This is a genomic window from Massilia sp. YIM B02763 (assembly GCF_030412015.1).
Classification (GTDB): domain Bacteria; phylum Pseudomonadota; class Gammaproteobacteria; order Burkholderiales; family Burkholderiaceae_D; genus Telluria.
On sequence record NZ_JASNRD010000028.1, the window covers coordinates 16,938 to 37,264 of the forward strand.

17 protein-coding genes are annotated in these 20,327 nt (G+C 71.7%); 9 read left to right on the top strand and 8 right to left on the bottom strand.

Going from position 1 to position 20,327, the window contains the following annotated elements; genetic code table 11:
• Nucleotides 1-10: 10 nt before the first annotated feature.
• From QPK32_RS23855 to QPK32_RS23880, 6 genes are all read right to left on the bottom strand, one after another.
• Nucleotides 11-2,032: a hypothetical protein gene (locus tag QPK32_RS23855; RefSeq protein WP_290415272.1), complete on the bottom strand. Its 2,022-nt coding sequence runs from the start codon at nucleotides 2,030-2,032 to the stop codon at nucleotides 11-13.
• A 109-nt stretch (nucleotides 2,033-2,141) separates the two neighbouring features.
• Complete coding sequence (locus QPK32_RS23860; protein ID WP_290415273.1) at nucleotides 2,142-3,167, bottom strand: hypothetical protein; 1,026 nt, start codon at nucleotides 3,165-3,167, stop codon at nucleotides 2,142-2,144.
• Nucleotides 3,164-4,282: a hypothetical protein gene (locus tag QPK32_RS23865; RefSeq protein ID WP_290415274.1), complete on the bottom strand. Its 1,119-nt coding sequence runs from the start codon at nucleotides 4,280-4,282 to the stop codon at nucleotides 3,164-3,166. The genes QPK32_RS23860 and QPK32_RS23865 overlap by 4 nt, the downstream gene beginning before the upstream one ends.
• 15 nt (nucleotides 4,283-4,297) lie before the next feature.
• Nucleotides 4,298-4,867 (bottom strand): hypothetical protein, encoded by a 570-nt coding sequence (locus tag QPK32_RS23870; protein ID WP_290415275.1) that lies wholly within the window; start codon nucleotides 4,865-4,867, stop codon nucleotides 4,298-4,300.
• Complete coding sequence (locus QPK32_RS23875) at nucleotides 4,860-6,197, bottom strand: hypothetical protein (RefSeq protein WP_290415276.1); 1,338 nt, start codon at nucleotides 6,195-6,197, stop codon at nucleotides 4,860-4,862. The genes QPK32_RS23870 and QPK32_RS23875 overlap by 8 nt, the downstream gene beginning before the upstream one ends.
• Before the next feature lie 107 nt (nucleotides 6,198-6,304).
• Nucleotides 6,305-9,475 (bottom strand): penicillin-binding transpeptidase domain-containing protein, encoded by a 3,171-nt coding sequence (locus QPK32_RS23880; RefSeq protein ID WP_290415277.1) that lies wholly within the window; start codon nucleotides 9,473-9,475, stop codon nucleotides 6,305-6,307.
• 161 nt (nucleotides 9,476-9,636) lie between these two features.
• Here QPK32_RS23880 and QPK32_RS23885 point away from each other — a divergent pair, with 161 nt between their 5' ends.
• The 5 genes from QPK32_RS23885 (at nucleotide 9,637) to QPK32_RS23905 (ending at nucleotide 13,761) form a co-directional block, all read left to right on the top strand.
• Nucleotides 9,637-10,176: a YXWGXW repeat-containing protein gene (locus QPK32_RS23885; RefSeq protein WP_290415278.1), complete on the top strand. Its 540-nt coding sequence runs from the start codon at nucleotides 9,637-9,639 to the stop codon at nucleotides 10,174-10,176.
• Nucleotides 10,177-10,261: 85 nt separating this feature from the next.
• Nucleotides 10,262-10,951 carry a ribonuclease HI family protein gene (locus QPK32_RS23890; RefSeq protein ID WP_290415279.1) on the top strand — a complete coding sequence of 230 codons (690 nt, stop codon included), beginning with the start codon at nucleotides 10,262-10,264 and terminating at the stop codon, nucleotides 10,949-10,951.
• Nucleotides 10,941-11,588 carry an HD domain-containing protein gene (locus QPK32_RS23895; protein WP_290415280.1) on the top strand — a complete coding sequence of 216 codons (648 nt, stop codon included), beginning with the start codon at nucleotides 10,941-10,943 and terminating at the stop codon, nucleotides 11,586-11,588. The genes QPK32_RS23890 and QPK32_RS23895 overlap by 11 nt, the downstream gene beginning before the upstream one ends.
• Before the next feature lie 74 nt (nucleotides 11,589-11,662).
• A complete protein-coding gene (locus tag QPK32_RS23900) occupies nucleotides 11,663-12,889 on the top strand; it encodes a TCR/Tet family MFS transporter (protein WP_290415281.1) in 1,227 nt (408 codons plus the stop codon).
• Nucleotides 12,886-13,761 (top strand): EamA family transporter, encoded by an 876-nt coding sequence (locus tag QPK32_RS23905; protein WP_290415282.1) that lies wholly within the window; start codon nucleotides 12,886-12,888, stop codon nucleotides 13,759-13,761. Before QPK32_RS23900 ends, QPK32_RS23905 begins: the two co-directional genes overlap by 4 nt.
• On the opposite strand, the gene QPK32_RS23910 is transcribed toward QPK32_RS23905, so the two are convergent.
• Nucleotides 13,758-15,989 (bottom strand): TonB-dependent siderophore receptor, encoded by a 2,232-nt coding sequence (locus QPK32_RS23910; RefSeq protein ID WP_290415283.1) that lies wholly within the window; start codon nucleotides 15,987-15,989, stop codon nucleotides 13,758-13,760. The genes QPK32_RS23905 and QPK32_RS23910 overlap by 4 nt on opposite strands.
• 182 nt (nucleotides 15,990-16,171) lie before the next feature.
• Between QPK32_RS23910 and asd the strand changes: the two genes are divergently transcribed.
• Nucleotides 16,172-17,023 (top strand): archaetidylserine decarboxylase, encoded by an 852-nt coding sequence (gene asd / locus QPK32_RS23915; protein WP_290415284.1) that lies wholly within the window; start codon nucleotides 16,172-16,174, stop codon nucleotides 17,021-17,023.
• Nucleotides 17,024-17,143: 120 nt separating this feature from the next.
• On the opposite strand, the gene QPK32_RS23920 is transcribed toward asd, so the two are convergent.
• Nucleotides 17,144-18,055, bottom strand: coding sequence for a LysR family transcriptional regulator (locus QPK32_RS23920; RefSeq protein WP_290415285.1), 912 nt, complete (start codon nucleotides 18,053-18,055; stop codon nucleotides 17,144-17,146).
• Between the two features lie 115 nt (nucleotides 18,056-18,170).
• On the opposite strand from QPK32_RS23920, the gene QPK32_RS23925 reads away from it, so the two are divergent.
• From QPK32_RS23925 to QPK32_RS23935, 3 genes are all read left to right on the top strand, one after another.
• Nucleotides 18,171-18,761: an FMN-dependent NADH-azoreductase gene (locus QPK32_RS23925; protein ID WP_290415286.1), complete on the top strand. Its 591-nt coding sequence runs from the start codon at nucleotides 18,171-18,173 to the stop codon at nucleotides 18,759-18,761.
• Nucleotides 18,762-18,824: 63 nt separating this feature from the next.
• On the top strand, nucleotides 18,825-19,700 hold the full coding sequence (locus QPK32_RS23930) for a pirin family protein (protein WP_290415287.1): 876 nt from the start codon (nucleotides 18,825-18,827) through the stop codon (nucleotides 19,698-19,700).
• 120 nt (nucleotides 19,701-19,820) lie between these two features.
• On the top strand, nucleotides 19,821-20,294 hold the full coding sequence (locus QPK32_RS23935; RefSeq protein WP_290415302.1) for a hypothetical protein: 474 nt from the start codon (nucleotides 19,821-19,823) through the stop codon (nucleotides 20,292-20,294).
• Nucleotides 20,295-20,327: the final 33 nt, after the last annotated feature.

The window sequence follows — 20,327 nt, forward strand, 5'->3', positions numbered from 1 at the left end:
GCCGTCTGCATCATCCCCTGGCCGGCAACGCCGCGCCGCAGTCGGCGCAGAAACGGTCATCGGGGCGCGCGGCCGCATGGCCGCAGCGCGCCGCGCCAGGCGCCGCCGCCAGCAGGCCGGCGCCGAGGCTGGCCTGGGTGGACAGCGCCGCCTTGTTGACGTCGTTCTGGCGGTCGAGCAGGTCGAGCTGGTGGCGGCGATCCTTGTCCACCTCGCGCTCGCGCCGCTGGCGCTCTTCCTCGACCTCGACGCGGGCCAGCGCCATCGCTTCCTGCGGCGTCATACCCGCGAGCGCGGCCAGCTGGTCGGCGTCCATGCCGGCATGCACGCGCGTCTTGAGCAGCTCGGCCAGCAGCGCGGCATTCGGTTCCGGCGCGAACGCCAGCTTGGCGGCGTCGTCGAGCGCGCCGAGCGTCTCCATGCGCTGCAGCTCGTGGCGGCGCTGCGCATCCTGCTCTTCCAGGCGCAGCCCCGTGCGCGTGCGTTCCGCATCCAGCAGCACTTCCTGCTCGCGCCGCGCCAGCAGCGCATCGGCCTCGATCGTGCGCAGCAGCTTGTCGTGGCGCGACTCGGTGTCGAGCGCCTCGATGCGCCGGCGCAGCTGGGCATCGTCCCATTCGATGCCGCGCTCGGCCTCGCGCCGGCGGGCGGCGTTGGCCAGCTCCAGCTGCTTCAGGCGCCCCGCATGCTCCTCGGCGTCGATCGCGCGCGCGCGCCGGGCCGCGTCCTGCTCGGCCTCGTGCAGGCGCGCCAGCTCGGCGCGCTGGCGCGCGGCATCCTCGATCTGCCTGGCCTGCTCGATCTTGTTGCGGATCTGCTGCTGCAGCAGCTGGTGCGTGAAGCGCTGCGCCGCCACCGTGCGCGCCTGCGCCGCGTCGGCCTGGGTCAGCGCGACCTCCTCGCGCATGCGCAATGCGGCCAGTTCGCGCAGGTGCGTCCATTCCGCGTCCTGGTCCATGCGCGCCCCGCGTTTCTGCGCCAGCTCGTGCTCCAGCTCCGCGACCAGGTCCTGGGCGCCGCGCTCGATCGCCTGCTTGCGCGTGCGCGATTCGACGATGCGGCCGTACAGCTCGATCTCGCGGGCGCGGATCGCCTGGGCCCGTTCCGCATTTTGCAGCGACAGCTCGGCACGCTCCAGGCCGTGCTCCTGGCGCAGCTCGGTGCGCTTGTGGCGCAGGCGGTAGTCCTGCTCCTCGCGCCGGATCTTGCGCCACTCTCCCTCGGTATACAGCGTGTCCAGCTGGGCCGCATGCTCGATGCGCACGCGCGCCTCGTCCGCGGCGAGCCACAGGCTGGCGATGCGCTGGCGGTTGGCGTCGAAGCGGTCGTGGCGCAGCGCCAGCGTCTCCACGCGCACGACGGCCAGGCCGTGATCGGCCAGCAGCAGCGCCAGCCCGCCCTGCAGGTGCTGGTCCAGTTCCGGGCGCAGCTCGGCGCGGCCGGCCATGTCGCGCAGCGAGCGCGCCGCGACGAACTCCGCGGCCAGCTGGCGCAGCGGCGCCGCCAGCAGCTCGCGCAGCTGGGCCGCGCCGATGGTGCCCGGCATGGTCATGAAATGGCGCGCGAACGCGGGGACGTTCTCGATGCGCAGCTGCAGCACGAGGCGCGCGCTCACCATCAGGTGCTCGGCGCTGGGCAGGTCGTCGAAGTCGAAGTCCACCGGCAGCGCGCTGCTGCGCGTGACGAGGATCTCGGCGTGCTGGTCGCGCAGCAGGTGGTTCAGGCGCGTGAAGAATCCCTCGATCTCGTATTCGCCCTGCGGCACCTCGGTGGCCTGTTCGCCCTGCAGGATGAAGGCCCTGGCGGTGGCGGGCACGCGCAGCGTCTTGACGAACACGCCCGACAGCTCGCGCACGCCAAAGAACACGGCCAGTTCGTCCGGGCCCGGCATCCAGCGGTTGTCCACCAGCACGGGGGGATTGCGCGGCGCGCCCAGGGTGAGGCCGCAGCCGGCGCAATAGCCGTCCGCCGCGTGGTGCCTGCGGTCGCAGCGCGGGCAGCTTGCGCCGCCGAATCCGAACATCTTCACCATCACCGTCTCCTTCTTGCCCTGTGCAACCGGCGGATTCTAGCAGCCGGCCGCGAAATCCGGCGTACGCACCGCCGTGCGCACGCCCGCGCATACCCCGCCTGTCGCCTGTCTATATGATGCCGATCCGTTCCACGCAGGCCAGGCTGGCGCCGGCCGCGGCGATGCCGGCGGCGAAGCCCTGCGGCAGGCCGTCCTGCCAGGCGCGCGGCAGCAGGATGCGGTCGCCCGGCGCCGCCTCGCGCAGCAGCAGCGCGCACTTCGGTGCCAGGCCCTCGACCGTCTCGACGCGGCCCGCATGCCAGGCGTCCGAGCATCCCGTCGCCAGCAGGCGCCCGCGCGGGACGAACTCGCGCCCGCGCGCGATGCGGTCGGCCAGCACCAGCGCCAGTTCGTAGGAACGGCCCTGGAAGCGCCCGGCGCCGAAGCGTACGGTGGTGCGCCAGCGGCCCAGGCCGCGTCCATCGAAATGGCGCGCCGCCGCCAGCGCCTGGCGCACGGCCAGCTGAAGCGCCGCGTCCTGGCCCGGCACGGCGATGGATTGCTCCTCGTCCTCTGCCGCTTGCCCGTCGCGCGCCAGCGGATGGACGCTGACCTCGACCCAGCACAGGCTGTCGGCCACGCCGCCGCTGTGCAGGGGGAACCAGGCGCGCGCGCTCGACACGGCCGCCGCCGGGTCCGGATGGCCCAGCAACTGGCCCAGGTGGGACAGGCCGTCGGGCCCGCCCAGCAGCGTGCCGGCCGGCGCCCCATCGATGCCGTGACCGTCGACGCGGCCCAGTTGCCAGCTGTCCGACCAGCCGTTGGCGACGATCTCGCCGCGCGGCTGCCACAGGCCGCGCACCATGCGGTCGGCCAGCACCAGCGCCAGTTCCCAGTCGCGCTCCACGTTTTGTCCACCAGCCGCGGGCAGCCGGTCGATGCCCAGCACGACCTGGTCGCGGCTGTCGATGCGCGCTTCCGTGTGGCGCGCCAGGCGCACCACTTCGGCCATGCGCTCGGCCAGGCGGGCGTCGCCGGGGGCGGTGCACTTGACGTCGGCGCGGCCGTCGCGGCTGCGGCGCGTGGCCGTCACGGTCAGCAGCGTGCCGTCGGCCAGCCGGCTGCGGCAGATCGCCTGGCTGGGTGCGGCGCTCATGCGGCCTCCCCTGCCGGACTAGCCTGCACGTGGGCGGCTACCGCGCGCCGGCCGGCGCAGTCGGCCTCCAGGTTCGCGACGATGCGCTCGGCCTCGTCGTACAGCTCGCCCAGCGCGGCGTCGCCCATCGGCGCTGCCTGCCCGCCCTGGTGCATGCGTGCGAGCAGCGCCCAGGCCTCGTCCAGCGCCACCGTGGCGCGCCGGCTGTGGCGCGCGCGGCGCAGCTGGCCGCCCGCGTCGAGCGGCTGGCCCGGCGCCGCCAGCGCCAGCGCCGGCATCGCGTTCGCGCCGACGCTGAGCAGGTCCAGGCGCTGCAGCAGCGCCTGCTGGCGCCGGAACAGGTCCTGGCCGGACGGCAGCGCCGCCCCGCGCAGGCCGCACATGAGGCACGGCAGTTCCAGGAACAGGCGGCGCAGCGCGCGCGCGTCGGCCACGGCCGGCTCGAAGCGCTCGCCGGCCTCGTGGGGGAGCGCGGGGAAGGACAGCGCGGACGGCGCGGACGGCGCGCCGTCCACCGCCCGGGTCGCGGGCTGCCCGGCCGCACGCGCGGCCAGCAGCGCCGCATGGTCGCGCGACTCGCCCAGGTCCACGGGCACGCAATCGTCGACGGTCAGGCCGAAGCGCATGTACAGCAGCTGGTTCAGGCCCTGGCGGAACGCGTTCCACTCTTCGATCGTCGTGCACGGCGGCAGGTCGAGGCCGCCCTGCGCCAGCTCGCGCTGCAGCGCGGCCTCGACGGCGCGGCCCAGCTCCGCCAGGTCCAGCCGTCCGGCCGCCTCGGCCGACAGGTAGAGATCGAAGCGCTGCTGCGCCAGCGCTTCCGTGGCATCCACGGCGAAGCTGGTGCGCAGGCCCAGTTCCGGCGCCTGGGGAAGCGGCACCAGGTCGACCGTGTACGGCCCCGGATGATAGGTCCAGGCCAGTTCGCCGTCGCGCAGGGGCACGGGCTTGCCGGCGGCCGTCGTGGCGCGGCGCGTGCGCCCGTCCGTGTCGATGATCACGACCGGACATCCCGGCGGCGCGGCGCAGCCGGCACGCATGGGCAACGCAACCGCCGAGCGGCCCAGTTCGCAGGCCTCGGCGGGCGGCGCGGCGCGTTTGAAGAATCCGATCATGCTGTCCTCATGGTCTCAAGCGGGAGCGACGGAAAACGCCGCCCCGTGTTCCTGCAGGTGGGCGGACGGCGTGCCGGCGAACGGCCAGGCGGCCTCGCACTCGCCGTCGGCATCCAGGCAGCCTTCCAGCACCGTCCGGCCAGCGCCGTCCAGCACCCGCAGCGGCGCGCGGTCGGCCAGCAGCGCACCGGCGAACGGCGCCTGCGGGGCCAGCTGCAGGATCGCGCGCCAGCCGTCGCCGCCAGCGGCCACCAGGTGCAGCGTCCACCAGCCGTCGTCCGTGTGCAGCAGCAGCTTGTCGCCCGTGCCCGCGCGCGTGCTGGCGGCGCGCAGCATGCCGCGGCTGCCCCGCCAGCGTGCCGGGGCCTGCCGCGCGCGCCGTTCCAGCGCCAGGTGGCGCAACCGGCGCGCCGTCAGGGGCGACGCCTGCAGCGCCGCGCGTTCGCCTTGCGTCAAGGGACGGCTGCCGTCCAGCGCGGCGGCCAGCGTCGCGTCGTCCAGCACCAGCCGGTCGCCCTCGACGCGGCGTCCCAGCAGCAGGCTCTCCTCCAGCCTGCGCGTCGTCGACATTCCCTTGCTATCCATTCGCATCCGCCTCCTCATGTACCTCGCTTGCCATCGGCCTTGCCGTCGACCGCCCCAGGGCCGCCTCCAGCCGCGCGATGGCGGCGTCGCGCCGCTTGCGCAGCGTCGGCAGCGATACCCGGGCCAGCGCCGCCAGCTGCTGCATGGTCGGCAATTCGCCGGTGGCCGGATCGCGCCAGCCGTCCGGATAGGACTCGTCGCCCGGCCCCAGCAGTTTCGCATACACGGCCAGCCGTACCGGCACGCCGTCCTGCGCCAGCAGGCGCTCGGCCGGGCCCAGCGCGCCGGCCGGCTGGCCCGCCGCTTCCATGAAGCCGGGGGGCAGTGAAACGGACAGCGCCAGCGCCGGCCAGGCCGGGTCGACGACGGCAGGCGCCGGGCTCTCGTCCAGCGCGGGTTCCGCCACGTCGAGCGCGTCCTGCGCGGCTTCCAGGATGCGGTCCGGGCCGGGGATCGCGGCCTCCTGCGACTCCTGGATGACGCGCCAGTAATCTTCCACCCAGACGGACGCATCGTCCAGGTCCTGCAGCCAATCCTGGTCGCGATTCGCCGACAAGGCCTCGTACTCGCCGATCTCGCGCAACATCGCGCCGATCTTGTCGGGACTCGTCTTCAGGCTCGCGAAGCGCTTGGAGCGGGTATGCAGGGGGCCGGGCGCGCCGCCGAAGTCCTGCAATGTCTCGCTCCAGCGCAGGATCCACTCGGGACGGCAGTCGGCGATGGAGCGCAACTGGCGCACCTCGATCGGGGCGATGCCGGCCGGGATGTCGCGGCCCAGGATGGCGCCGACCTGGGCGCGGTGCTGCTCCCAGGCGGCGAACAGGCGCGCCAGTTCGCCGTACGCGGTGTCCAGCATCCGGTAGGCATACATGCGGTTCGGGCTGCACGCGCGGCCGCAGGCGGCCTGGTAGTTGTCGGCATCGACCTTGTCGCGCAGCTGCGCATACATGTCGTTCACCTTCTTGCGTAGCAGTCCCTCGCCGGCCGCGCCCCAGAACGCCGGGTCGCGTTCGGTTTCTCCCGCCACGGCGGCGCAGAACGCCTCCCAGTCGCCCTGCCTGGCCTGCAATTCGAACAACAGGTCCGTCGCCAGCTCCAGCACGGTGTCGCCGTAACCGTTGCCGGCGGCCTGGGCACGGCCGCCCGCGCGCAATGCGTGCAACTGCACGCTTGCCGCGTCCACGTAATCGTCCAGCAGGGCGGCGCGAGCTTCCGGGTCGCGCAGGCGCGCGGGATCGCAGCCGCGCAAGGCGGCCAGCGAACACTGCCCCAGCAGCTTGCGCACTTCTTCCCAACCAGGTTCCTGGTACCGGGTGCCCGGCAAACGCATACTTCCCTCTTCGATGTGCCGGCGGTGGCGCCGGCCTGACTGACTTGCGTGAATCCTTTCACTAAATCATGCCACACAAACACATCGTCGAGGCGCGCAGCTGACGCTTATTTACCCGTCAATTCTCCCTTATGCGCGCGCTGCGCCATCCAGCGCAGCATCGACGCCGCCACCGGCGCCGCATGCCCGCCGCCCGTGCCCTCGGAACGGCTGACGAAGACGGCGACGGCCAGCCGGTGCGGCTGGTCCGGCAGGCTATGGGGTTCGAGCCAGCCCGTGAACCAGACGGTGGCCAGGTCGCCGTCGCCGATGGGGGCCGTGCCCGTCTTGCCGGACAGGCCGCGGCGCACGCCTTCCAGGTCGGCGCCGCGGAAGGCGCCGGACGCCGTGCCGGCGTCGACGACACCCTTCATGCCGGCGCGGATGCGGTCCAGGCGCACGCCCAGCGCCGCTCCCTTGCGGGGCGCCGCCGCCTGGCCGTCGAGCTCCGCCAGCAGCCGGGGCACCACGGCGCGGCCCCCGCCGACGGCGCCGGCGACGAGCGCCATCTGCAGCGGCGTCGCCTGCATGCGCAGGCCGATCGCCATCTGGCGCAACTCGTGGCGCGTATGCACGGGGTCGATGCCGGCCGCGCTGGCCTGCAACGCGTCCCAGGCCGACCAGCGGTAGTCCGGCGGCAGCAGGCCGCCGTCCAGGCGCAGCGCCGCGCCGAAGCCCAGCCGGCGCGCCATGGCGACGATTGGACGGACCTCATCCAGGCTGCCCGGCTCCAGCGGCTGCAGGTCCGGCACGCCGCCGTCCGGCTTGCCGAGCAGGCTGCGGTCGGACAGCTCCCCGCTCCAGGCGAACCAGGTATTCAGGCTGTAGGTCAGCGCCTGGGCCAGCCCGAGGCGGCCGTCCTGGGCGCGCCGGTCGAGCCCCTGGTCGCGGAAGTTCGTGATCTTCGCGCCCTGGTCCAGCGGATAGACGGGAGCGTCCGTACGGAAGGCGTAGCCGCGGCGCGCGGCCAGGCCGTTGATGGCTGGCAGCGGCAGGCCGTCCAGCAGCGCATCCAGTTCGCGGTCGCGCTTGGCAGCCAGCTCCAGGCCCAGCGCGCTGACGATCTTGAACGTCGAGCCGGGACTGCGTTCGGCGCCGCCGTCGTGCTGCCAGGCCGGCAGGCGCAGCGGACTCGCGGCGGGGTCGATGCGGTCGAAGTCGCGCGCCTCGCGCCAGTTGGCGGCATCGACGCGGCCGTTGCCGGCGCCCGCCGCGGCCAGGATGTCGCCCGTTTCCGTGTCCAGCACGACGACACCGGCCTGGCGCCCGGCCGGCACCGCGCCGGCGCCGCCGCAGGCCTTGCCGTCCCAGCGGCCGCCGCGCAGGCCGATGCAGTCCAGCGCGTCGTGGGCGGCACGCTGCAGGTCCAGGTCGAGCGTCAGACGGGCCTCGTGGCGCGCGCCGCGCAGGCGTCCCAGCATGCCGGCCACGCCGCCTTCCTGGCCCGCGTGCACGCCCAGCAGCGTGGCCAGGCCCGCGTCGCGCGCCGCATCCGTTGGCACGCCGTCGCGCCACAGGGGCTGGCCGTTGCGGTCGGCCAGCGCCACGTCCGCCGTCGCGGGCCGGGCCGTGCCGGCGCCGATGGGCAGCGCTTGCCATGCCAGGCGCCCATTCTTGACGGCCAGGTGGCGGTAGCGGGCGTCGCCCGGCGTCGCCAGCGCGTCCATGCCGAGCGGCGCGACGTCCAGCACGATCTCGCGCCCGCCGGCTTCCGGCACCAGGTCGAGCACCTGCACCTCGTCCGGACGGCGGCAGGCGCGCCCGTCGCAGGCGGGCGCCGGCGCGCCGCGCAGCTGCGCGCCCTGCACGCCCAGCAGGCGACCGGCCAGCATCAGGCGCACCGCTTGCGCACCGTCCGGCTGCAGGCGCAGCCGGGCCGCGCTGCTGGCCGCCGGCCAGGACGCGACGCGCCGCCACGGCGCCCAGCCCTGCGGCAGGCGCGCGAACAGCCGGGCCGCGGCCGCCGGCATGTCGTCGGCCACCGTCACCGGCATGGCGTCGCGCCGCTGGGCGTCGCCCGATGCTTCGGCACGGGCGGCGAGCGGGCGGCCGGCGCTCGTCCGCCACGCCAGCAGGCGGCGCTCGCCGTTGAAGATGCGCACCTGTTCGCGCACGTAGGCGCCGTCGGCGCGGCGGTACAGCTGTTCCAGCAGGCGCTTCGCCTCGTCGTCGACGGCGACGCCTTCCCACGCCTTCGGATCCTGCGCGCGCCAGGCTGCAAGGTCCGGCGGCGCCAGTTCGGCCAGGCCGCCGGCATCGAGCCGCACGAGGCCGCGCGCGCTGAGGCGCTCGAACAGCTGCTGGTCTTCGCGCGCGGCCGGGGCGGCGCCCGGCACGCGCCAGTCGCCTGGCGCCAGCCAGGTCTCGAGGGGCGCGCCGGCGGCGGGCAAGGCCGTCACCAGCGCGCGTGCCGAAGCAGTGTCGGACGGCGCCGGGCGATACAGCTGGAAGACGATCTCCCCGGCGGTCGGGCAGGTGCGGCTGGCGTGGCGCGCGATGCGCAGCGCACGGTCGCCCCACAGCAGCCAGCCGCCCGTGCCCAGCGCGGCCTCGCCGTTCGGCGCCGCGGCCAGGGGGGTGCCGCCGCCCAGCCACCGCGCCGCTTGCCCCTCCCAGCGCAGGTCCAGGCCGCGCGCGCCAGGCTGGCGGAAGTCGGGCGCAGCCCAGCCGGAGACAAGGACGCGCGGCATCGGATCGCTGGCCAGCACGATGTTGCGCAGCGCGACAGGATTGGCCGCCACGGCGTTGCGGGCCGCCAGCGCCGCCACGTCGTCGAAGCGCCAGCCGGCGCGCAGGGCCAGCAGCCGCCCGGGACGCGAGGGATCGAGCATCTGCGTGCACAAATCGATGCGCTGCGCCGGCTCGGCTTGCATGCCGGACAGGATCAGCAGCGTCGTGCCGCCATGCGTCCGCACCTGGATGCCAGCGCCCTCCGGTACCGTGAAGGCGACGCCCGGCAGTACCGGCTGGAAGGCGGCCAGGCGCGCATCGACTTCGGCCGCGGCGCCCGCCGCGCCCGCGAGCCAGCGCGCATGAAGGGCGATGACGACGGCGCCGGCGATGGCCAGCAACGCGCAGGCGGCCGTCAACCAGCCCAGCGGCGACGGCCACGCCATGCGCCAGCCACGATGCGCGCCGAGTTGGACCGGGCGGCTCCCGCGCGTCCCCGCACGCAGGTTGCGCGCGCGCCGCCAGCGCGTACGGTTGGCCGCCAGGGCCTCGACTACCGCTCCGATCATCCGTCCTCTCCCCATGGGTGTTTCCCCTGCCTAGCCGGGGGACGCCGAAAAGGCGGGCCGAACAAACTCGTATCAGATGTAAGTAGTTGCTTCAACAGGCTTTTTTCACGGCGGACCACGCTATAGTGAAGCCATCGGAATCCCGGTTTTTGGAGACAGACATGAAACCCTTCGCACTTGCCGCCCTGATCGCCGTCGGCGCCGTCGCCGCCCCGCTCCCCGCGTTGGCCCACGCCGACGTCAGCCTGTTCGTATCGACCGCGCCGCCCGCGCCGCTGTATGAAGTCGTGCCGGCGCCGCGCCGCGGCTACGTCTGGGCGCCAGGCCACTGGGAGTGGAACGGCCGTCGCCACGTGTGGTCGCGCGGCGTGTGGGTCGTCGAACGCCCGGGCTATGCCTACAGCGCGCCGGTCTGGTACCGGTCGAACGGCGGCTGGGCGATGCGCCCCGCGGCCTGGACGCCCTACGGCCGGGATCGCGACCGCGACGGCGTGCCGGACCGCTTCGAACGCCGCTACGACGGCCCGCGCTACGGCTACGACCGTCCGGTCTACCGCGACCGCTACGACCGCTACGGCCGTCCGGGCGGCCGCCACGACGAGGACCGCGACGGCATCCCGAACCGCTACGACCGCGATCGCGATGGCGACGGCGTACCGAACCGCTACGACCACCGGCCCGACAATGCGTGGCGCCGTTGATTCGCAGGCCGGTCCCCTCGAAAGCGCCTCCGGGCGCTTTTTCGCATTCTGGCGGGCTGGCGCTGAAATCGGGTATCCTTCCGGCATGAACGATGTCGTCGACGAACAGGATCTCGCCCAAGCCGCCTATAAAAGCGAGCGCACGGCCAGCCGCCGCCTGGCGCGCACGCTGGGCCTTAGCGAAGCGGAAGCGCTCAAGCGCACGCTGGAGACGAGCGCCGGCAAGGCGGGCCTCCCCGCCCTGCTGGCCGAGCGCGCCCTGGTGCGCGCGCGCGACGCCGAACGCGCGTCCGCACGGGCGCTGCTCCGCGCCGCCGCCAAGGCCAGGCGCGATGCCCGGCATGCGGGCCGGCCGACGGCCTGGCGCGCCTGGTTCGACGGCTCCGCGCGCCCGAACCCGGGCCGCTGCGGCATCGGCGCGCTGCTGACGGGGCCGGACGGATTCTCCGTCGAGATCGCGCGCGACGTCGGCCATGGCAACAGCAGCGAAGCGGAATATGCGGCGCTGGTCGCCGTGCTGGAAGCGGCGCTGGAGCATGGCGCTGCCGACCTCACCATCTACGGCGACAGCCGCGTCGTGATCGACGACGTGGCGGCCCCCGACGCCATGGCCGCTCCCGTGCTGGCCGCCTGGCGCATCAGGGCGCAAGCCCTGCTCGCGCGCCTGCCGCAGGCGACGCTGCGCTGGGTGCCGCGCCACAGGAACCTCGATGCCGACGCGCTGTCGCAACGCGCGCTGGAACGCACCCTCACCACCCAATCCGATGCAGACTGAACTCGACACCTGGCAGCCGCGCCTGGCCGCCATCGCCAGGAGCGCTGCCGGCGACGACGGCGCCCATGACGCCAGCCACCTGGAACGCGTGCGGCGCAATGCCGAGGCGATCATGGAACACTACCCGCACGCCGACCGCCTCGTCGTGCTGGCCGCCTGCTACCTGCACGATCTCGTCAACCTGGAAAAGAACGACCCGCGCCGCGCCCAGGCGTCCACGCTGTCGGCCGACCTGGCGCGGCGCCTGCTGGCCGAGCAGGGGTTCCAGCCCGACCGGCTCGATGCCGTCGCCCACGCGATCGCGGCGCACAGCTTTTCGGCGGGGATTCCGGCCGAGACGCTGGAAGCGAAGATCGTGCAGGATGCCGACCGCCTCGACGGCCTGGGCGCCGTGGGCCTGGCGCGCATGTTCTATATCGCCGGGCGGATGGGCAGCAGCCTGGCGCACGGCAGCGATCCGCTCGCGCGGGACCGTCCGCTCGACGACAAGCGCTATGCGCTCGACCACATCCCCGTGAAGCTGGCGCTGTTGCCGGGCATGATGCAGACGGACGCGGGGCGCGCCCTGGCCGAGGCGCGGCTGGCGCTGCTGGAAACGTTCCGGGCCACGTTCGCCGCGGAATGGAGCGGGACCTAGGCGCCTCGCGTCCTTCATGTCTTTGTAGCAATCAGTGCTACCATGGGAATCCGTCTCCCGCGAGAAGCCTTCCCATGACCAGCAGCGCGACCCTGGCCAAACCGCCGTCCGGCAACCTGAACTTCGTCCTGATCTGCGTATTCGTCGACATGCTCGGCATCGGCCTCATCGTGCCCGTGCTGCCGGCCCTGGTGGGCGAATACGTGCACGGCCGCGAGCAGCAGGCCTTGTGGTATGGCGTCATGGGCGCCGTGTTCGGGCTGATGCAATTCCTGTGCATGCCGATGGTCGGCGCGCTGAGCGACCGCATCGGGCGCCGCGCCGTGCTGCTGTACTCGATGGCCGGCATGTGCATCAACTTCCTCAGCACGGCCTGGGCGCCGAGCCTCGCGTGGCTGTTCATCGGCCGCGTGATCGGCGGCGCCTCGTCGGCCAGCATGTCGGTGGCCTCCGCGTACGCGTCCGACGTTTCGACGCCGGAAAACCGCGCGAAAAGCTTCGGCAAGATCGGCGCCGCCTTCGGCCTGGGCTTCGTCTGCGGCCCCGTGCTGGGCGGCCTGCTCGGCAACCAGGACCTGCACCTGCCTTTCTACATCGCCGCCGCGCTGTCGGCCGCGAACTTCGTCTACGGCTGGCTGGCGGTGCCGGAATCGCTGCCGCCGGAACGCCGCTCGGCGTTCGCCTGGCATCGCATCAATCCCTTCGCCGCGCTGCTGCGCCTGGCGCGCCGCACCGACATCCGCGCCCTGCTCGCGTGCTACACGCTGCTGCAGTTCGCCCAGATGATGCTGCAGTCGACGTGGGTGCTGTACACGACCTTCCGCTTCGCCTGGGGCCCGCGCGAGAACGGCCTGTCGCTGTTCTGCGTGGGCGTGTGCTCGATCGCCGTGCAGGCCGGCCTGCTGTCGCTGCTGATCCGGCGCTTCGGCGAGGTGCGCCTCACCTTGCTGGGCCTGGGCTCGGGCGCCATTACCTACCTGCTGTACGGCCTCGCCACGCGCGGCTGGATGATGTACGTGTTCATCCTGTGTAACGTGCTCGCGTTCGCGGCCGGCCCGGCGCTGCAGAGCATCCTGTCCAAGACGACGGAGGCCCGTGCCCAGGGCGAGCTGATGGGCTCCCTGCAATCGATCGCCAGCCTGGGCCTGGTCCTGATGCCGCTGCTGGGCAGCACCATCCTCGGCGCCGCCAGCCACCTGCCGCCGCAGGACTGGCGCGTGGGCGGCACCTTCTTCCTGTGCGCGGCGATGCAGGCCGCGGCACTGCTCGCGGCACGCCACCACTTCCGCGCCAGGGCGTGAGCGCGGGCGCGATACCGCCGTTCGTGCTGGGCGCCGTACTCGGGGCCGCGCTGCTGCACGCGGGGTGGAACGCGCTCCTGAAGCGCCGCGTTGCGAACACGAGCAGCGGCGCCGTCACCGGCGACCCGCTCGTCGCCACGCTGCTCGTGGTCGCGGGCGCCGCCGGCTGCGCGGCCATCCTGCTGCCTTTCCTGGACGCGCCGGCGCCGGCCAGCTGGCCGTTCATCGCCGCCTCGAGCGTCCTCCAGACCGCGTACTACCTGCTGCTGGCCGCCACCTACCGCGCGGGCGACGTCAGCCACGCCTATCCGCTGATGCGCGGCAGCGCGCCGCTGCTGGTAGCCCTCGCCAACGGTCCGCTGACGGGAGAACACCTGGCCGGCACGCAATGGCTGGCGACGGGCCTCATCTGCGGCGGGGTGCTGGCGATGTGGCTGGGCGCGCGCGGCCGCGGGCGGGCGACGGGCCTGGCCCTGGCGACGGCCTGCGTCATCGCCGCCTATACCCTCGTGGATGGCGCGGGCGTGCGCAGGTCCGGCGCGCCGGCCGCCTACACCTTGTGGATCTTCCTGTTCACGGGCGTGGCCGCGTGGCTGATCGCCGCGCGCCGGCGGCTGCCCGCGCTGCTGGCCCATGCGCGCGCCCAGCCGCTGATGGCGCCGCTGGGCGGGCTGGCATCGCTGGCCTCGTACGGCATCGCGCTATGGGCGATGACGCGCGCACCGGTGGCGGCCGTCGCCGCGCTGCGCGAGACGTCGATCCTGTTCGCCACCGCCATCGCCGCCTGCGTGCTGCGCGAACCGGTCGGCCGTACGCGCGTGGCGGCTGCCTGCCTGATCGCCTGCGGGGCGGTGGCGATGCGGCTCGGCTAGAAGCGCATCTCCAGCGTCGCCCGCACGCTGCGGTGGCCCGGCTGCAGCGTGCGCAACGTCTGCGAACCCACGCCAGGGGTCACGTAGCTGCCCTCGTTGATCCAGTCCTGGGCCAGCAGGTTGCTGCCGGCCACGCGCAGCTGCAGTTTCGGATCGAACTTCCACAGCGCGTACAGATCGAGGTCGCGCCGCACCGACTGGTAGCTGTACTGGTTGAACGACACGCGCACGGGACCGCCGTTCTTGAAGACGTAGGTGCCGCCCACCGTGAACGGGCCCTTCTTGTAGTCGGCGCCCAGCGTCGCGGACAGCGGGGTCTGGGCGTTGAGGCGGTTGTCCGGCCCGGGGACGGAATCCACGGTCGACCAGTTGCGCGACACGCTGGCGCGCAGGTCCAGCGCCTCCTTCGTGTCCATGACGGCCTTCAGCGGGAACTTCGCTTCCAGTTCCAGGCCGTAGGTGCGGGCATCGCCGGCGTTGGACGGCGTCGACACCCAGCGCGCGCCGTCGAACACGGTCAGGTTGCGCGTGTAGTCCTCGATGCGGCGCGTGGAGCCGCTCACCGACAGCAGCGCGCCTTCCGCCCAGTAGTGCTCGTAGGCCGCGTCGAAGCCCAGCGCCAGCTCGGGCTTCAGGTTCGGGTTGCCGATCGAATCAGGCTCGGTCTGGCTGTTGTTGACGGAGATGTTGCGGCTCGGGATCAAGCTTTGCAATCCGGGCGCCCTGTAGGTGCGGGTGATGGCGAAGCGCACCTGGTCGCCCTTGGTATCGGGCAGCTTGTACAGCGTCTGCATCAAGGGGCTCAGTACCGAGGAGCGCGAATGGCCCACGCCGAAAGATTCCCCGGCCGTGCGGATGCGGATGCCTTCCCAGCGCGCGCCCAGGTAGACCGACCAGCGCGGCGTGACGTTCCATTCGTCCTGGGCGTACACGGCCAGGCGCGCCAGCGAGGAATCGTAGTCCTCGATGCCGTCCGGGACGACCGTATCGGGACGCAGGTAGTCGCTTTCGCGGCGCGCGTCGCCGCGGGTCGAGTAGCCGCCGTCCCAGCCGAAGGCCAGCGCATGGCCTTCCCAGCGCGCGCTCGTGTACTTGCCCTGGCTGGAAGCGCCGCGCTCGACGCCGTCGGTCAGGATCCGGTCGTGCAGGTCGCCGACGGCCGGGTTGCCGTCGCCGTAGCGCCAGCTGTCGCTCGCGGTGTTCGCGAAGAAGGCGCTCGCCTTGGCATCCAGCTTGCCGCCCGAGGCGAACTTGTGGACCCAGTTCAGCTCCTCGCGGAAGAAGCGGTTGTCGTTGGCGACCGATTGCCCGCTGACGGGATACGCGGGCGGCTGGCCATACACGGTGTCGAACGTTTCGTCGCCGTGCTGGCTGAAATGCAGGATGTTGACGAAGGTCTGCGAGGTCAGCGTGTCGCCGTTCTTGAACGTCCAGTTCAGGCGCGGCCCCAGGTTGATGGCCGTGAACGTGCCGGGGCCGCCGTCCTCGCCGAGGCGCAGGCCGGTACGGTTGCCGGCGGCGTCGAAGAATTCCTCCGTCGACGTGCTCGTATTCGTGAAGTGGCCGCGGAACAGGTTCAGGTTCACGGAGTAGGACAGCTGGCCGGCCTTGTCCGACAACAGCGCGTTGACACCGCGATTCTGCGCGTTCGATGCGTAGCCATAGTGCGTCTTCACCTCGCGCTGCGCGGTCTTGATCGTCTTCTTGAGGATGATGTTGATGGTGCCGGCGATGGACTGGGTCGAATACTCGGCGCTGGCCGCGCGCAGGACCTCGATGCGCTCGATCGAGTCCGGCGCCAGCGAATCCAGCGAAAAGCCGGCCGGCGCGCGTTCGCCGTTGAGCAGGATCTGCGTGTAGCCGGCGCCCAGGCCGCGCATGCGGATCTCGCTGCCGCGGCCGCCGCTGCCGCTGACCGTCACGCCGGGCACGCGCTTCAATACGTCGAACACGCTGGTGTCGCCGTACTTGGTGATCTCGTCGTGGTTGACGACGATCTTGCTGGCCGTGTCGTCGCGGCGCGGATCGTAGGATTCGGCGGCGCCCTTCACTTCCACGGTCTGCATCTTCTGCGCCTTCTGCGTCTTGTCCGCCTCGGCGCGGGTCATGGGCGCGGCGTCGGCCGCATGGTCCTTGTCGGGCGCGGCCTGCTGGGCATGGACGGAAAACGCGAGGGACAGCGCGGCGGCGAGCAGCGTCGGGCGAAGCGGGGGCACGGCGGTAGGCATGGCGGAATCGGGCGACATCGTCGAAGTGGGGGCGGCGATATTGTGCTCGATCTTGCAATCTTTTTGTTGCTCTTACGAAAATAAATTTAATATGCATGTCCAGCCATGGGAGCTTGCCGGCAAAACCATTCCCCCTGCCGGCCGTGCGGCTATAATGGGCCGTCTTCCATCCGAGGTTTACCGTGTCCGATCGCCTGAAAGTCCTGCCCCAATACCTGCTGCCCAAGCAGCGCCTGACCTCCTTTGCCGGCCGCGTCGCGGGCGCCCAGGGCGGCACGATGACGACCCGCCTGATCCGCTGGTTCGTGGGTAAATACGGGGTCGACATGAACGAGGCCGAGAACCCGGACATCGCCAGCTACAAGAGCTTCAACGAATTCTTCACGCGCCCGCTGAAAGCCGGCGTGCGCCCGCTCGCGCAGGCCGATTTCGTGTGCCCGGTGGACGGCGCCATCAGCCAGTTCGGCGCCATCGACGACCACCACATCCTGCAGGCCAAGGGCCACCGCTTCACGACGACGGAACTGGTGGGCGGCGACGCCACGCTGGCGGCGCAGTTCCGGCACGGCAGCTTCGCCAACCTGTACCTGTCGCCCAAGGATTACCACCGCCTGCACATGCCCTGCGACGGCAAACTGACGCGCATGATCTACGTGCCGGGCGCCCTGTTCTCCGTGAACCCGACGACGGCGCGCGGCGTGCCGAACCTGTTCGCCCGCAACGAGCGCGTCGTGTGCGTGTTCGAGTCGCCGGAGCACGGCCCCTTCGTGCTGGTGCTGGTCGGCGCGACCATCGTGGGCAGCATGGCCACCGTGTGGCACGGCGTCGTCAATCCGAAGCGGACGAACAAGGTGTCCGAATGGACGTATGCGGACCAGGACATCGTGCTCAAGAAGGGCGAGGAAATGGGCCGCTTCCTGCTCGGGTCGACCATCGTCATGCTGTTCCGGCAGGACACCATCGCCTTCAATGGCGACTGGGCGCCGGAGCGCTCGGTGCGGCTGGGCGAGTTGATGGGCAACCGGCCGGCGTAACGCGGCTCGAGCACGTCGTCCCTGCGCAGGCAGGGACCCAATTTTCGACGCGCTGCGCCTACGCATGCAACCTTGGGCCCCTGCCTGCGCAGGCGCGACGTCGTTCCCGCTACCGGTGATTCACGCGTCCTTGTCGCGGTCCTTGCAGAACATCTCTTCGAGCATATCGAGGAATACCCGGGTCTTGGCCGGCATCAGCCGCCGCCCGGGGAACACGGCCCAGCCGGTCGCCGTCGGCAGTTCCCACTCCGGCAATACCCGCACCAGTTCCCCTTTCTTGACGTAGTCCGCGACGAACAGGTCGGAACTGGCCGCGATGCCCGCGCCGCCGCGCGCCATGCGCGCCAGCAGCTCGGGGGAATTGGCCGTCAGGCGCGCGGGCAGCGCGCGCTCCCACTTCACCTTGCCGCGCGTGAGTGTCCAGGGCATGGGACCGCCGCTGCGGCTCAGGATGCACAGCAGGTCGTGGGCCAGCAGGTCGTCCGGCTGTTCCGGCAGCCCGTGCTGGGCGATGTAGCGCGGCGCCGCGTACAGGCCGAAACGCTCGACGGCGATGCGCCGGGCGGCCAGCGTCGAATCCTCGGGCAGGTCGCCCATGCGGATCGCCACGTCGAAGTTTTCCGCCACCAGGTCGACGCGCCGCGGCGACAAGTCCAGTTCCAGCGACACGGCGGGATAGCGCTCGCAGAAGCGCGGAATGAGCTCCGTCATGCCGATGTTGGCGAAGTCGTTCGGCACCGACACGCGCAGCTTGCCGCTCGGCTCCGCCTGGCGGTGCTGCGCCAGCGCGCCCGCCGCCTCGACCTCCTCGGCCACCTTGCGCGCGTGTTCCAGCAGGCTGGCGCCGAATTCGGTCAGCACCAGCCGGCGCGTGGTCCGCTGCAGCAGGCGCTCGCCCACGCTGGCCTCGAGCAGCGCGATGCGGCGCGACACGGTCGACTTGGGCAGGTCCAGGCGCTGCGCCGCCATGCTGAAACTGCCCGCTTCCACGATACGGGCGAACAGCAGCAGGTCGTTCGGTTCGACGTCCATGATTGTTCCATCGGTTGAATAATGTTATCCATTCTACCGTCTTCCGTTCGTTATTTGGAACCGTTAAAGTGTCTCCATCGCAAGTCCAACCACACCCAACGACGAAGGAAGCACAATGAACATCCTGCAGATCAACTCGAGCCAGCGCGCCACCGATTCGGAATCGACCCGTGTCGCCAAGCAGATCGTCGCCAAGCTGAGCGCCGCCAATGCCGGCGCGCAGGTGACCGTGCGCGACCTGGGCGCCAATCCGCTGCCGCAGCTGGACGGCGCCGCCCTGGGCGCGCTGTTCACCCCGGCCGAGAACCGCAACGCCGTGCAGGCGGCGCGCGTGGCGCAGGATGACGCGCTGATCGCCGAGATCCAGGCCGCCGACGTCGTCGTCATCGGCGCGCCGATGTACAACTTCGGCATGCCGAGCCAGCTGAAGTCGTGGTTCGACGCCATCTGCCGCGCAGGCACCACCTTCCGCTACACCGAGGCGGGTCCGGAAGGCCTGCTGAAAGGCAAGAAAGTCTACGTCACGATCGCCCGCGGCGGCGTGTACCCGGCCGACGCCGACCCGCAAGTGCCGCACATCCGCATGCTGCTGAACTTCCTGGGCATGACCGACAGCACCTTCATCTACTCGGAAGGCCTGGCGATGGGTCCGGAAGCCGCGGCCAAGGGCCAGGCCACCGCCGACGCCGCCGTCGCAGCCATCTAAGCAAACATGCAGTACCGCCGCCCGCACTCATCCGGGCGGCGTTTTCCGAAGGAGACCGACATCATGACCCAGCAAGTGGCAACCCAGACCGTGACCAGGACGCGCGGCGTCGAGCGCGTGCTCGGCGGCCAGTTCGTGATGGATGGCGCGGGCGTCAAGATCAACCGCGTGCTGACGCAGCCGCTGCAGCGCCGCCTCGACCCGTTCCTGATGCTGGACGCCTTCGGCAGCGACAAGGCCGGCGACTACATCGCCGGCTTCCCCGAACACCCGCACCGCGGCTTCGAGACCGTCACCTATATGCTCACCGGGCGCATGCGCCACCGCGACAGCGCCGGCAACGAAGGCCTCGTCACCAACGGCGGCGTGCAATGGATGACGGCCGGCCGCGGCGTGATCCACTCCGAGATGCCGGAACAGGAAGAAGGCCTGATGGAAGGCTTCCAGCTGTGGCTGAACCTGCCGGCCAAGGACAAGATGAGCGCGCCGTGGTACCGCGACATCCCGAACGAGGAAGTGCCGCGCTTCGCCCTGCCCTCCGGCGCGACCGTGCAGGTGATCGCCGGCAGCAGCCACGGCGTGGCCGGGGCCGTGCAGCGCGACGGCACCGAGCCGCTGTATCTCGACATCGACCTGCCGGAAGGCGCGACCTTCGAGCAGCCGCTGCCGGCGGGCCACAACGCCTTCCTGTACGTGTTCCGCGGCGAAGCCGTCGTCGAGGGCAAGGGCGTGCCGCAGGCGCGCATGGCCATCCTCGACAATGCGCAGGGTGCCGACGGCGTGCGCATCAAGGCCGCGACGGCGACGCGCCTGCTGCTCATCGCCGGGCGTCCGCTGAACGAGCCGATCGCCCAGTACGGCCCGTTCGTGATGAACACGCAGGCCGAGGTCTTCCAGGCCGTGGAAGACTTCCGCGCCGGCCGCTTCGCCGCGGCCTGAGCACCGGCTTCGCCACCGTTTTCCGCGCGGGCGGGCGGTCCTTGCGACCGCCCCCCGCGCTCATGGTTTTCTTCGGCTACACTACGCGGCATTCATTTCAACGTAGCCTATTTGTCCACGATGCCGCTGCTGCACGTCCTCTCGAACCTGCTCTCGCGCGCCAGCCGCGCGCTCGGCCTGGAAAGCGTCGACCGCTTCCCGCCCGGCCACCAGTACCCGCGCACGCGCTGGGACCAGGCCTACTTCGACATCGCCTCGGACCTCAAGTCCGACCAGATGGAAACGGCGATCTGCGACGCCATCGCCAACACGCCCAGCGTATTCGCCTGGATCGCGCACCCCACCCCGCGCATGCAGCGCACGCTGCTGGGCGTCATCCACGCCCGCCTGCGCCGCGGCGCCAGCGCGCCGACGGAGCTGGTCGCCATGCTGATCGACGCCTACGACAGTCCCCACACGCCGGAAGCGCTGCCGGGCCTGCGCGCGGCCATCGCCTCGACGCAGGGCTACGACCCGTCGATGCGCGTGGCGCACCTGCAGGCCTACCTGCTCGACATGCCGGCGGCGTTCGACGTCATCGAGGCGCGCAGCTGAAGTTCGCGCTATAATCTTCCCACCAGAAGCAAG